Raw genomic sequence first — 11727 nt, 5'->3', positions numbered from 1 at the left:
ATTTGGTACATATTTCTATCAAAAGAACCGAGGAGTAACTCAGTTTTGGCCTTATTACTCTTTTGAAAGGTTTACAGAAAACGTACTTACCTGTTGTGGAAATGTAACTGTTATTGAGGAGGTCTTAGCACTAGTTTGTAAAAGCCAATTGGTTGGGCTTTTTTCTTCTAAAATTTCGCTTCCATTATTACTAATGATAAATTTGCCAGTTTCAGATGTTTCAATTGAATACCCTAGGCTATCACCCGAAATCAAAACATTATGTTTATCAATACCAAATTCACAAGGTTTTGAAATTATACAGTTCACCGTCGCGTAATTGTCGTATGTTACTGTTCTCCAAGTAAATGCAGCTATTAAAACAACCAACATGACGATAATTTGAACAAGCCTGCCCTTTGTTAGCTTTTGTGCCGCCATTATAATCTTTACTCCTTGTTACAAAGTTCAAAGTTTTTAAATAAAAATCCAATTCCAGACCAAGCGTAAGGTTACTACTCTGTCATTGATTTGTTAATTCAAGTATAGTGTCGCGTTGAAAATGCCACTTTTTTTTAAAATCAGCAAGTGGAAATAAAGCCCTGAATAGGCTGAATTTCCTTTTCTAATTTGGGTGGCATTACGACGTGAGTCGTGTTGGAAGTAAAGTGTAGTAAATAAGAAATTGGAAGCATGCAAATGAGCCAAGAAAAGCAGCTTGAACAAAACTACAACTATACGGTCGTCCGTCAATTTACCCTCGTTACAATTTTGTGGGGTATTGTCGGTATGGGCGTTGGTGTTTTGATTGCCGCTCAATTAGTTTGGCCACAGCTAAACTTTGATACGCCGTGGCTGACGTACAGTCGTTTACGTCCCCTGCATACTAATGCGGTTATTTTTGCGTTCGGTACAAGTGCGCTGTTTGCAACATCATATTATGTTGTACAACGTACCTGTCAGACGCGTCTCTTTGGTGGTCCTCTCGTAGCCTTTACCTTTTGGGGTTGGCAAGCGATTATCCTGTCCGCTGCAATTACTTTACCGTTAGGTTTAACCTCTGGTAAAGAATACGCAGAACTTGAATGGCCAATCGATATTGCTATTACTCTTGTGTGGGTAGCTTATGCGGTCGTGTTCTTCGGAACCATGATTAAGCGTAAGACATCGCACATTTATGTAGCTAACTGGTTCTTCGGAGCCTTCATCATCACGGTTGCCGTGTTGCACATCGTTAACAGCCTGGCTGTTCCTGTATCTGCGTTTAAATCGTACTCGATTTACTCCGGTGCGATCGATGCAATGGTGCAATGGTGGTACGGACACAATGCGGTAGGCTTCCTATTGACAGCTGGTTTCCTAGGTATGATGTATTACTTCGTCCCTAAACAAGCTGGTCGCCCTGTTTACTCTTACCGTTTGTCGATTGTTCACTTCTGGGCTCTTGTGTCATTGTATATCTGGGCTGGTCCTCACCACCTACACTACACTGCACTTCCAGACTGGACTCAATCTCTAGGTATGGTTATGTCTTTGGTACTGTTTGCTCCATCTTGGGGTGGCATGATCAACGGTATCATGACTCTATCTGGTGCGTGGCATAAGCTACGTTACGATCCGATCCTACGTTTCCTAATCGTTTCTCTATCATTCTACGGCATGTCGACTTTCGAAGGCCCTATGATGGCAATTAAAACGGTTAACGCACTATCTCACTACACGGACTGGACTATCGGTCACGTTCACTCTGGTGCGTTAGGTTGGGTTGCTATGGTTTCTATCGGTTCGGTTTACCACTTAGTTCCTAAACTATTTGGTCAAGAGCGTATGTACTCTGTATCTCTAATTAATGTTCACTTCTGGTTAGCAACGATTGGTACGGTTTTCTACATTGTTGCAATGTGGATTTCTGGTGTGATGCAAGGTCTGATGTGGCGTGCAGTTAACTCTGACGGTACATTGACTTACAGCTTTGTAGAGTCTGTAGAAGCCTCTTACCCGTTCTACTTTGTACGTTTCTTAGGTGGTTTCATCTTCCTATCTGGTATGTTCTTATTGGCATACAACACGTACAAAACTGTTTCAGCACCTAAAGATAGCCTTAAAGCTATCCCTCAACCGGCTTAAGGAGATTTAGAATGAGCTCAAATTCAAATAATCGCCATGAGTTGGTCGAGAAAAACGTTGGCTTACTAGCGATCTTGATCGTTATTGCTATCAGCTTTGGTGCTTTAGTAGAAATCACCCCTCTTATTTTCCAAAAGCAGACAACAGAACCTGTAGAAAACCTACGCGTTTACTCTGCTCTGGAAATGGAAGGTCGTGATATCTATATCCGCGAAGGTTGTAACGTATGTCACAGTCAAATGATTCGCCCTTTCCGCTCTGAAACTGAACGTTATGGTCACTACTCTGTAGCTGGCGAAAGCGTTTGGGAACACCCATTCTTATGGGGTTCTAAGCGTACAGGTCCTGATCTGGCGCGTGTTGGTGATCGTTACTCTGATGAGTGGCACCGTGTTCACCTTCTAGACCCTCGAGAACTTGTTCCTGAATCAAACATGCCTGGTTTCCCATGGCTTGCTGAGAACGTACTTGATGGCAAATTGACTAAACAGAAGCTTGAACTCTTCCGTAATCAATTTGGTGTTCCTTACACAGACGAACAAATTGCTAACGCTAAACAAGATGTTGAAGGAAAAACAGAGATGGATGCAATCATCGCTTACCTTCAATCGCTTGGCCACGCAATGAAATAAGGAATAATTATGGATATTATTACATTTCAAAGTGTTTGGACTGTTACTGTTTTTGCTTGTTTCATTGGCATCGTTTGGTGGGCATATGGCAAGAATCGTAAATCACGTTTCGACGAAGACGCGAACCTTGTGTTCGCAGACGACGAGCCGGCAACAAGTTCTAAAAATCAAGGAGTGACAAAGTAATGAGTACATTCTGGAGTATCTGGGTTAGTGCGATTACGATTGGTACCCTAATTGGTTGTGCGGTCTTACTTCGTTGGTGTTTTAAAGATAGAACAGGCGTAGAAGAAGGTCATGATATGGGCCACGAATACGATGGTATTCGCGAGCTTAATAACCCACTACCAAAATGGTGGACATACCTTTTCATCAGTACAATTGTGTTTGCAGCGGTTTACCTTGCTCTATACCCTGGCCTTGGCAACTTTAAAGGCCTACTCGGTTGGACAAGTTCAAACCAAGAAGTTCGCAGTATCGAAGAGTCTCGCTCTTCAATCGCTGCGGCTCAAGCAAACAAACAATTAGACGAGTACGCGAAAGAGCTTGATGATGCTAACACCTACTTTGGTGAAGCGTTCAAAAAGCTAGCTCACGACGAAAATGGTTTACGTTCTGTCCCTGACATTGCATCAGACTCTGACGCAATCAAAGTAGGCCAACGTTTATTCTTGCAAAACTGTTCTCAGTGTCACGGCTCTGATGCTCGTGGTCAGAAAGGTTTTCCTAACCTAACTGATGACGCATGGCTATATGGTGGTGAACCACAAGCTATCGTTACGACGATCATGCACGGTCGTGTTGGTCAAATGCCAGCGTGGAAAGACGCTCTAGGCGAGCAAGGTGTTAAAGAAGTAGTTAGCTATACTCTTAGCCTTTCTGGTCGTAGTGTTAATGTACGTGAAGCTGAAGCAGGTAAAGCACGTTTCGTCGTGTGTGCTGCATGTCACGGTACTGATGGTAAGGGTAACCCTGCAGTAGGTGCACCTGACCTAACAGACCGCGATTGGTTGTTCGGCGATTCTCGTGCTGATGTAACTGAAACAGTAATGAACGGACGTTCTGGCGTAATGCCCGCTTGGAAAGATATTCTAGGCGAAGACAAAGTTCAGCTTGTTGCATCGTACGTTTGGAGCTTAAGCAACTCGGATAATAAGTAACATTTCAATAACAGCCTCTTTCTAAGGGGCTGTCTTTCCTTTATTTTATAACCCCTTCTTTTTATTCTTTTTTGAGATATTTTTTATGGTAAAGCCTTGGTATAAACAGTTTTGGCCGTGGTTCTTAATCGCGTTGCCGGCGACAGTTGTGATTTGGACGATTATGACGGTGATTGTGTTCACTCAAAACTCTGTCGATTTAGTGACTGAGGATTACTATAAAAAAGGAAAAGGCATTAACGTCGATATTTCAAAAGTAAATATTGCAAAGGAACTCGGCCTATCAGCTACCGTTAACGAGAAAGGTAACTCAGTTGTCATTACTCTCGACAAAGGTAAGCTTGACCACTTCCCTGCTATTAACGCTATGTTCGTGCACAGAACATTGCCTGACCGCGATTTCACGCAGCTTCTTACTGCTGATGCGAAGGGTAACTATACGCTGACTCTAGACCACGAAATGCAAGGTCCATGGTTTATTGAACTATCTCCGCATGACTCTGAATGGTTGGTGCAAGGCCGCATGAACTTTCCTATTGATACACCTACTCAACTAACGAATTAAAGCTTATGTGTGAATCCTGTTATCACTGCGGTGAAGATGTACCAGCGGAAACGGATTTTGAAGTTGAGATTCTAGGATCGGCTCGTAAGATGTGTTGTCCGGGCTGCGAGACCGTAGCTCAGACCATCGTTGATAGCGGTTTGGTTTCTTATTATCAATACCGCACCGCTCCAGCTGAGAAAGCTGATCTCGTGCCAGAGCAACTTCTAGCACTCAGTCATTATGATAATGAAGATGTTCAATTAGAGTTCGTTCGTAACTCAGAAAACACCTCAGAAGTGACGCTGTCACTTGATGGTGTGTCTTGTGCTGCCTGTGCATGGCTGATTGAGAAGCAAGTATCCTCAAAACATGGTGTTGGCAGTATTCGTGTAAATACAACCACTAATCGTGCTTTGCTTAGCTGGGATAATACGCAAGTGAAACTTAGCGAGTTGTTATCGGCAATACATACACTAGGTTACAAAGCTGCACCTTTTGAAGCCGATCAACAAGAAGCCGCCTATCATCGCTCGATGAAAAACTACCTCTATCGTCTTGGTGTTGCTGGTTTGGCGACCATGCAAGTCATGATGTTGGCTGTGGCACTTTATCTTGAAGTGTTTGGTAGCCTGGAGCCTGAATTCAAAAGTTACTTCCGCTGGGTTAGTTTGATCTTTGCAACGCCTGTACTGCTCTATTCTGCGTTACCTTTCTATGTCAATGCTTGGCGCAGTATTAAAGGCCGAACACTGGGTATGGATGTTCCGGTGTCGATCGCTTTACTATTTGCCTACATCGCGAGTTTAGTGGCAACGGTAACCGAGCAAGGTGAAGTATTCTTCGAATCGATTTCGATGTTCACCTTCTTTTTATTGCTTGGCCGTTTCCTTGAAATGCGAGCACGCCGAAAAGCTGCGGCTGCGAGCGGAAACCTACTAAAGCTAGTTCCTGCTATGGCGACAACGCTAGACGGTGAACAAGTTCCGGTTAAAACTTTGAAGGTTGGCGACCAAATTCGCGTTCTACCGGGTGAACATATTCCCGCAGATGGCAAAGTATTGTCTGGCAGAATTCATATCGATGAATCCATGCTGACAGGCGAATCTATCCATGTGTTTAAGAATGAGGGTGATACGGTCTTCGCTGGTACATTGAATGGCGATGAATCGTTTGAATTGGAAGTGATGACGTCAAAAGCGGACTCAGTGATTTCCAATATAGTTCGCCTTCAAGATGAAGCTCAACTTTCTAAACCTAGAATTGCTGAAATTGCCGATGTAGTGGCTAGATACTTTGTGGCGGTAATTTTAATTATCTCATTCGGTACCTGGTTTTACTGGCACCAAACACGTCCAGAAGATGCTTTCTGGATCATGCTTTCAGTTTTAGTAGCGACGTGCCCTTGTGCTCTCTCTCTTGCGACACCTACAGCGATTACGTGTTCAACTTCCCGCATGGGTAACTTCGGTATTTTGCTGCGCAAAGGCCACGTATTTGAAACGCTTTGCAAAGTGAATCACTTGATCATTGATAAGACGGGAACCTTAACTGAAGGTGATATTCGTATCAGCCAAGTTGAAACTTTTGCAAATCTCGATAAAGACACTTGTTTACAAATAGCAGCTAGTCTCGAACAACACGCTAACCACCCTATTGCCAAAGCGTTCAAAGCCTTCATTGCAGATGATGTTGAAGTTGAATCTGTTAACAACGTGATTGGCTCAGGCATCACTGGTGAATGGAACGGACAAAAAGTTGCGATTGGCAGTAGCGAGTTTATTCTAGGTGAATCTCAACCATCTAAAAGCAATGGTATTTATTTGTCGATGACAGGTCGTCATATCGCAACGTTTACTTATGAAGACCCAATTCGTAAAGAAAGTATTGAGTTTATAAAAAAGTTCAAAGAAGCAGGTATCAAAACTACGTTGCTTACTGGGGATTCTTTGATTAACGCGAAACCTGTTGCGGAAGAAATTGGTATTGCCGATATTGTTGCTAGCGCGAAACCAGAAGATAAGCTTGCTTACCTCAACTCTAGAGACGCAAGCGACATCACAATGATGGTTGGCGATGGCATTAATGATGCGCCTATCCTTGCTGGCGCCCACCTATCCGTTGCGATGGGTGGCGGTACGGATGTAGCGAAAGCCTCGGCTGACATGGTGCTCTTAGGTGATAAACTCGATAGATTACTTAAGTCGCGTACATTGGCACTAAAAACGCGTAAGATAATCCGTGAAAACTTAGCGTGGTCATTGGGATACAACTTACTTATCCTTCCACTGGCTGTCGCAGGTTTGGTTGCTCCATACATTGCCGTTGTTGGCATGTCTGCTAGCTCTATTATTGTTGTGTCTAACTCGTTAAGGCTTTTAAAAGAGCAAGGTAAATAATGGAAAGTTTATATATCCTCATTCCAATCGCGATCGTGCTTGTTTGTATCGCTGTCGGAATCTTTCTATGGGCCGTTAAAAGTGAGCAGTTTGAAGACCTTGAACGCCAAGGCCACAATATTCTTTTTGATGAAGACAGCCATGCTCACAATAACTCCGACAGCAAACCTGTTGTGAAAAGAAAAGCCGAAGTGATTACTCTTACCTCTGAGGAAAATCACGTTGACTTAGAAATCCAAACAGACTTAGAAAAAAAGAATGATGACGCCTGATTGGATCGGAGCCTTTCTTGTTGGGTTGATCGGTGCAGGCCATTGCATGGGAATGTGTGGTGGTATTGCTTCGCTTCTATCGATTGGCAACGCTAAACCTTCTCCTTTCATTCCCCTACTTTACAACCTCGGCCGTTTATCAAGTTATGCCGTTATTGGCGGTCTGATTGGTGGTGCCATTTCTTCTATTGGACAGTTGAGCGATTTCAATACCTTGTTAGCTTGGCTTCGCCTGTTTGCTGCGGTGTTCATGATCATCTTGGGACTATATATTGGTAAGTGGTGGTTTGGTTTGCTGTTCTTTGAAAAAGTTGGGCAAAAACTATGGCGCTATATATCTCCTCTTGGGAAATCATTTTTGCCGCTAAAACACCCTAGTCATGCGTTGCCGTTTGGCTTCATTTGGGGTTGGTTACCATGTGGCCTTGTTTACTCAATGCTTACGTGGGCTGCGGTATCAGGAAGTTGGTATAACGGAGCGGGAATTATGCTCGCATTTGGCTTAGGCACTCTTCCTGCCATGTTAACGGTGGGAATGGGCGCTAGTTTTCTCAAGAAACTGCAACAAGCTGACTTATTTCGCCAACTAGGCGCAATTTTAATCCTCATTTATGGCATCTATAGCGGATATATGGCGCTACAGCTCATTATTTATACCGTATAGAGCTTCCTTTAATCCGGTTTTTTTACTACCCAACCGGGTGAAGGAATGCTAAAATATTGACGTATATCAAATAGTGAAAGATTGTTATGATTTCTGAAAAGCCTGTGACGAAACGAGTTCAGTCTGGTGGCTGTGCAATCCACTGCCAGGATTGTAGTATTAGCCAGCTCTGTATCCCATTTACTTTGAATGAATCTGAACTCGATCAACTTGATCAGATCATTGAGAGAAAGAAACCTATTCAAAAAGGCCAAGAGCTATTTAAAGCCGGCGACGAGCTTAAATCTCTATACGCTATTCGCTCTGGAACGATCAAGAGCTACACGATTACCGAACAAGGTGATGAGCAGATTACTGCATTCCACCTAGCGGGCGATCTTGTTGGCTTTGACGCGATTACGGGTGATGTACACCCTAGTTTCGCTCAAGCACTAGAAACTTCTATGGTATGTGAAATTCCATATGAGATTCTTGATGACTTGTCAGGGAAAATGCCTAAATTGCGTCAGCAAATTATGCGCTTGATGAGTAATGAAATTAAAGGTGACCAAGAAATGATTCTGCTTCTTTCTAAGAAGAACGCGGAAGAACGTCTTGCAGCATTCCTTTACAACCTTTCTACACGCTTCTCTCAACGTGGTTTCAGCCCTAGAGAGTTCCGCTTAACGATGACTCGTGGCGACATTGGTAACTACTTAGGTCTAACTGTCGAGACAATTAGCCGTCTTTTAGGTCGTTTCCAAAAAGCAGACATCTTGAGCGTTAAAGGCAAATACATCACTATCGAAGATCACGATGCGCTGATGGAACTTGCTGGCGTTTCAAAAGAATAGTCTAGATATCAATGATGTAGTTCAATAATGAGCTACATCATGTTTCTCTCTTAAAACCTCTTATATTTCTCTTAATCTCCCCATAACTACGCTACATTATTTATATGTTCGGTCTAAAAAGTAGGCTTAGTTATGAGTATCTATAACAAAATTCTAGTTGTCGCAGACATTAATCACGATGAGCAACCTGCTCTGGTTCGTGCTATCCAACTCGCCAAGAAAAGCACTTCAACGAGTCGTATCACTTTCTTTTTGTCTATCTATGATTTCTCATATGAGATGACATCGATGCTTTCTGTCGACGAAAGAGACGCAATGCGCAAAGGTGTCATTCATCAGCGTGAAATCTGGATGAATAAAGTCGCAGAACCTTACCTTGATGATGCTATCGAATTCAACGTTCAAGTGGTCTGGCATAATCGCCCTTATGAGGCCATCATTGCAGAAATCTACAGTGGTGAGCACGATATTTTGATCAAAGGCACGCGTAAGCATGATACCTTAGAATCCGTGATCTTCACTCCAACGGATTGGCATCTATTGCGAAAATGCCCTAGCCCAGTGCTACTGGTTAAGAATGAGTTCTGGCCAGAGCATGCGAAGATTTTTGCTTCCGTTCACGTAGGTTCTGAAACTGAAGCTCACTTAGAGCTTAATGATACAATGGTCGACCGATTACTTGAGATCACTGGTCGTTTGGATGCTGAACCGTTCTTGGTTAACGCCTACCCGGTCACACCAGCGAATATCACAATCGAATTGCCCGAGTTTGACCCAACCTCTTATACTGATGCAGTTCGTGGCCATCACTTAACCGCGATGAAAGCACTACGCCAGAAACACGGTATGTGTGAAGAGCAAACCGTGGTTGAGCAAGGCTTGCCTGAAGATGTTATCCCACGTGTTGCGTCTGAAAACAGCGCTGCGATGGTTATTCTTGGTACAACTGGCCGTACTGGCTTGTCTGCTGTGTTTATCGGTAACACCGCGGAACATGTTATCGACAAGATTAACTGTGACGTGTTGGCTCTTAAACCGTCAGGTTACGTGAGCCCACTAGACCCTAACCTTTCGAAAGGTTAAGTCAGCGGCAAATTTAACTTATAAAAAATGCCTCAAGCATTGCTTGAGGCGTTTTTGTTTATCTAGAGCTGTGCCATTCCAAATACAGAATGGTTAACATCGTCTTTATCGACTCAAATGGCTAAACATTCGTTACGTCGATGAACATAGACTCATCAATGTTTGAAGATGAAATTTCAGCTTCTTCGAATTCGTACGCTTTACGGTCTTCACTACGGTCTAGTGGAAGATTCACGAAGTCAAACAACTCGCGGTCAGCTAGTTGGCTTGGGCTTACGTTTTGAATTGACTTGAAGATCTTCTCAACACGACCTGGCGTTTTAGTATCCCAATCAATTAGCATTGCTTTAATGTTCTGACGCTGTAGGTTCTCTTGAGAGCCACACAGGTTACAAGGAATAATCGGAAACTCTTTGTGCTCAGCGTATTGGATTAGGTCCGTTTCACGGCAGTAAGTCAGTGGACGAATAACAACGTTACGTCCATCATCTGAACGAAGCTTTGGTGGCATAGCCTTTAAGCGTGCACCGTGGAACATATTCAGGAACATGGTCTCAACGATGTCGTCCAGGTGGTGACCTAGTGCGATCTTAGTTGCGCCAATCTTTTCTGCGAACGAGTACAAAGTACCACGACGAAGACGAGAACATAGGCCACACGTTGTTTTGCCTTCTGGCACTTTCTCTTTAACCACTGAATACGTATCTTTATCTACGATGTAGTAAGGAATGTTCAGCGTTTCAAAGTACTCAGGAAGAATGTGTTCAGGGAACCCAGGTTGTTTTTGATCTAGGTTTACTGCCACAACATCAAATTTGATCGGTGCTGCTTCACGTAAACGTAGCAAAATGTCTAGCATCGCAAATGAATCTTTACCGCCACTAATACACGCCATTACTACGTCATTCTCTTCGATCATGTTGTAGTCGATGATGGCATTTCCAACATTTCTTCTCAGACGTTTCTGAAGTTTGTTGAATTCAAGTGTTTCTTTTCTATTATCGTTTTGGTTCATTGCGACTCTCACACCGTCGTATTACCGACTGTAGATTGCTAGTGGGACTGTTTTAGGGCGTGGATTATACGGATTTTTATTTCATGTTGAAATAGTAACGGTAGGATAAACAAGCTGAGTAATAGAAAGTTTCTGCTTTTATTATTCGATAAGCCTCTTAAACGGCTAGAGAAACGCGTCTAGGCCAGATCTAGGTATGTATTGTAGATAAAGAAAAGCAGCCTGCTCTAATTCGATCGGGCTGCTTAAGGGTATGTCATGAAAGTTTAGGGGAAGGATTCTGCTAACGCTTACCCCATTAACAAAGATTCCGTTTAAAATTATTGCGCGGGAATGTACGGCAATACGCGAACCGTTGGCTCTGGCAACGTGATGCTGTCACTACCGTTCAGCTCTTCTAAAGTGAATTTAGCACGCCCTTGTGTGATTGGGATTTGCTTACCGTTAGACAGCGCGATGTTGCCTTCAAGCTTATTATCAAATTCCAAGGTTAACCCTTCAACATCCGGCGTGAACCAACTAGAGAACATGCCGCTGACGTCTTCTAACATCGCTTGCATCTGTGGTAACAGGCTTTCCAGTAGTGCAACCTCAACTGTTCCAGCCAAAGGTTCTTGAGTCATTACAACCAAAGAATACGCACATTCTTGCTCTTGAGTTTGAACAAAGATAAGTGGGTTTGCTGAACGAAGGTTTTGATCTACAGGTAAAAGTAATTCATGTGTTGGAGATACTTTTAGCTCTTCGTAGTGCTCTTCTTTTTCCATCCACGCTTTGCTGATGTGGCAAATTGTTTGAGCTTGTTGATCAACAAAGAAGACCGCAACTTTGACGTCATCGTGCCCTTCTTTGGTATTGTTCTTAAGTTGTGTGTAGAGCTTAGAATACGTGAACATGTACTCTTGCGCTGCAGCGGGTAAAGAGACCCCAAGGCTTAATGAGGCTAATAAAGCGAGTGCTGTCTTTTTCATTATTATAATCTTGTTAAAGTTGAGCGTTTATAAATAGAAAGAGCAGCC

Annotated in this window: 13 protein-coding genes; 10 read left to right on the top strand and 3 right to left on the bottom strand. The window is 43.1% G+C overall.

The features are described 5' to 3' along the window. Positions 1 to 54: 54 nt before the first annotated feature. On the bottom strand, positions 55 to 420 hold the full coding sequence (locus tag L8S15_RS14315; protein WP_280573764.1) for a hypothetical protein: 366 nt from the start codon (positions 418 to 420) through the stop codon (positions 55 to 57). Between the two features lie 252 nt (positions 421 to 672). Between L8S15_RS14315 and ccoN the strand changes: the two genes are divergently transcribed. The 10 genes from ccoN to uspE all read left to right on the top strand — a co-directional run bounded on the left by ccoN (position 673) and on the right by uspE (position 9693). Further along, on the top strand, positions 673 to 2106 hold the full coding sequence (gene ccoN, locus L8S15_RS14310; RefSeq protein WP_008221953.1) for a cytochrome-c oxidase, cbb3-type subunit I: 1434 nt from the start codon (positions 673 to 675) through the stop codon (positions 2104 to 2106). 11 nt (positions 2107 to 2117) lie between these two features. Beyond that, positions 2118 to 2738 carry a cytochrome-c oxidase, cbb3-type subunit II gene (gene ccoO / locus L8S15_RS14305; protein ID WP_016767204.1) on the top strand — a complete coding sequence of 207 codons (621 nt, stop codon included), beginning with the start codon at positions 2118 to 2120 and terminating at the stop codon, positions 2736 to 2738. A gap of 9 nt (positions 2739 to 2747) precedes the next feature. After that, positions 2748 to 2924 (top strand): CcoQ/FixQ family Cbb3-type cytochrome c oxidase assembly chaperone, encoded by a 177-nt coding sequence (locus L8S15_RS14300; RefSeq protein WP_009846708.1) that lies wholly within the window; start codon positions 2748 to 2750, stop codon positions 2922 to 2924. Beyond that, positions 2924 to 3898 (top strand): cytochrome-c oxidase, cbb3-type subunit III, encoded by a 975-nt coding sequence (ccoP, locus tag L8S15_RS14295; RefSeq protein ID WP_010440814.1) that lies wholly within the window; start codon positions 2924 to 2926, stop codon positions 3896 to 3898. The genes L8S15_RS14300 and ccoP overlap by 1 nt, the downstream gene beginning before the upstream one ends. An 85-nt stretch (positions 3899 to 3983) precedes the next feature. Next, positions 3984 to 4463 (top strand): FixH family protein, encoded by a 480-nt coding sequence (locus L8S15_RS14290; protein ID WP_010440816.1) that lies wholly within the window; start codon positions 3984 to 3986, stop codon positions 4461 to 4463. Positions 4464 to 4468: 5 nt separating this feature from the next. Then, a complete protein-coding gene (locus L8S15_RS14285) occupies positions 4469 to 6841 on the top strand; it encodes a heavy metal translocating P-type ATPase metal-binding domain-containing protein (protein WP_280573756.1) in 2373 nt (790 codons plus the stop codon). Beyond that, on the top strand, positions 6841 to 7113 hold the full coding sequence (gene ccoS, locus L8S15_RS14280) for a cbb3-type cytochrome oxidase assembly protein CcoS (protein ID WP_010440820.1): 273 nt from the start codon (positions 6841 to 6843) through the stop codon (positions 7111 to 7113). The genes L8S15_RS14285 and ccoS overlap by 1 nt, the downstream gene beginning before the upstream one ends. After that, a complete protein-coding gene (locus L8S15_RS14275) occupies positions 7103 to 7777 on the top strand; it encodes a sulfite exporter TauE/SafE family protein (RefSeq protein ID WP_010440823.1) in 675 nt (224 codons plus the stop codon). Before ccoS ends, L8S15_RS14275 begins: the two co-directional genes overlap by 11 nt. 86 nt (positions 7778 to 7863) lie before the next feature. Continuing rightward, complete coding sequence (locus tag L8S15_RS14270) at positions 7864 to 8610, top strand: FNR family transcription factor (RefSeq protein WP_010440825.1); 747 nt, start codon at positions 7864 to 7866, stop codon at positions 8608 to 8610. Positions 8611 to 8742: 132 nt separating this feature from the next. Beyond that, entirely contained in the window at positions 8743 to 9693 is a 951-nt protein-coding gene (gene uspE, locus L8S15_RS14265) for a universal stress protein UspE (RefSeq protein WP_010440827.1), read from the top strand. Between the two features lie 121 nt (positions 9694 to 9814). On the opposite strand, the gene ttcA is transcribed toward uspE, so the two are convergent. Then, positions 9815 to 10708 (bottom strand): tRNA 2-thiocytidine(32) synthetase TtcA, encoded by an 894-nt coding sequence (gene ttcA / locus L8S15_RS14260; protein ID WP_010440828.1) that lies wholly within the window; start codon positions 10706 to 10708, stop codon positions 9815 to 9817. A gap of 320 nt (positions 10709 to 11028) precedes the next feature. Next, complete coding sequence (locus L8S15_RS14255; protein ID WP_010440830.1) at positions 11029 to 11679, bottom strand: DUF2987 domain-containing protein; 651 nt, start codon at positions 11677 to 11679, stop codon at positions 11029 to 11031. Positions 11680 to 11727: the final 48 nt, after the last annotated feature.

Origin of the sequence: Vibrio sp. S/42/10 (assembly GCF_029890535.1) — a bacterium.
GTDB lineage: Bacteria > Pseudomonadota > Gammaproteobacteria > Enterobacterales > Vibrionaceae > Vibrio > Vibrio cyclitrophicus.
Note: the sequence above shows the minus strand (reverse complement) of the source record. Positions and strands in the feature narration are given on the sequence as shown.

What these genes read in the sequence shown, in the direction of transcription:
- L8S15_RS14315 (WP_280573764.1), bottom strand. Translation starts at nt 420, where the DNA reads ATGGCGGCACAAAAGCTAACAAAGGGCAGGCTTGTTCAAATTATCGTC.
- ccoN (WP_008221953.1), top strand. Translation starts at nt 673, where the DNA reads ATGCAAATGAGCCAAGAAAAGCAGCTTGAACAAAACTACAACTATACG.
- ccoO (WP_016767204.1), top strand. Translation starts at nt 2,118, where the DNA reads ATGAGCTCAAATTCAAATAATCGCCATGAGTTGGTCGAGAAAAACGTT.
- L8S15_RS14300 (WP_009846708.1), top strand. Translation starts at nt 2,748, where the DNA reads ATGGATATTATTACATTTCAAAGTGTTTGGACTGTTACTGTTTTTGCT.
- ccoP (WP_010440814.1), top strand. Translation starts at nt 2,924, where the DNA reads ATGAGTACATTCTGGAGTATCTGGGTTAGTGCGATTACGATTGGTACC.
- L8S15_RS14290 (WP_010440816.1), top strand. Translation starts at nt 3,984, where the DNA reads ATGGTAAAGCCTTGGTATAAACAGTTTTGGCCGTGGTTCTTAATCGCG.
- L8S15_RS14285 (WP_280573756.1), top strand. Translation starts at nt 4,469, where the DNA reads ATGTGTGAATCCTGTTATCACTGCGGTGAAGATGTACCAGCGGAAACG.
- ccoS (WP_010440820.1), top strand. Translation starts at nt 6,841, where the DNA reads ATGGAAAGTTTATATATCCTCATTCCAATCGCGATCGTGCTTGTTTGT.
- L8S15_RS14275 (WP_010440823.1), top strand. Translation starts at nt 7,103, where the DNA reads ATGACGCCTGATTGGATCGGAGCCTTTCTTGTTGGGTTGATCGGTGCA.
- L8S15_RS14270 (WP_010440825.1), top strand. Translation starts at nt 7,864, where the DNA reads ATGATTTCTGAAAAGCCTGTGACGAAACGAGTTCAGTCTGGTGGCTGT.
- uspE (WP_010440827.1), top strand. Translation starts at nt 8,743, where the DNA reads ATGAGTATCTATAACAAAATTCTAGTTGTCGCAGACATTAATCACGAT.
- ttcA (WP_010440828.1), bottom strand. Translation starts at nt 10,708, where the DNA reads ATGAACCAAAACGATAATAGAAAAGAAACACTTGAATTCAACAAACTT.
- L8S15_RS14255 (WP_010440830.1), bottom strand. Translation starts at nt 11,679, where the DNA reads ATGAAAAAGACAGCACTCGCTTTATTAGCCTCATTAAGCCTTGGGGTC.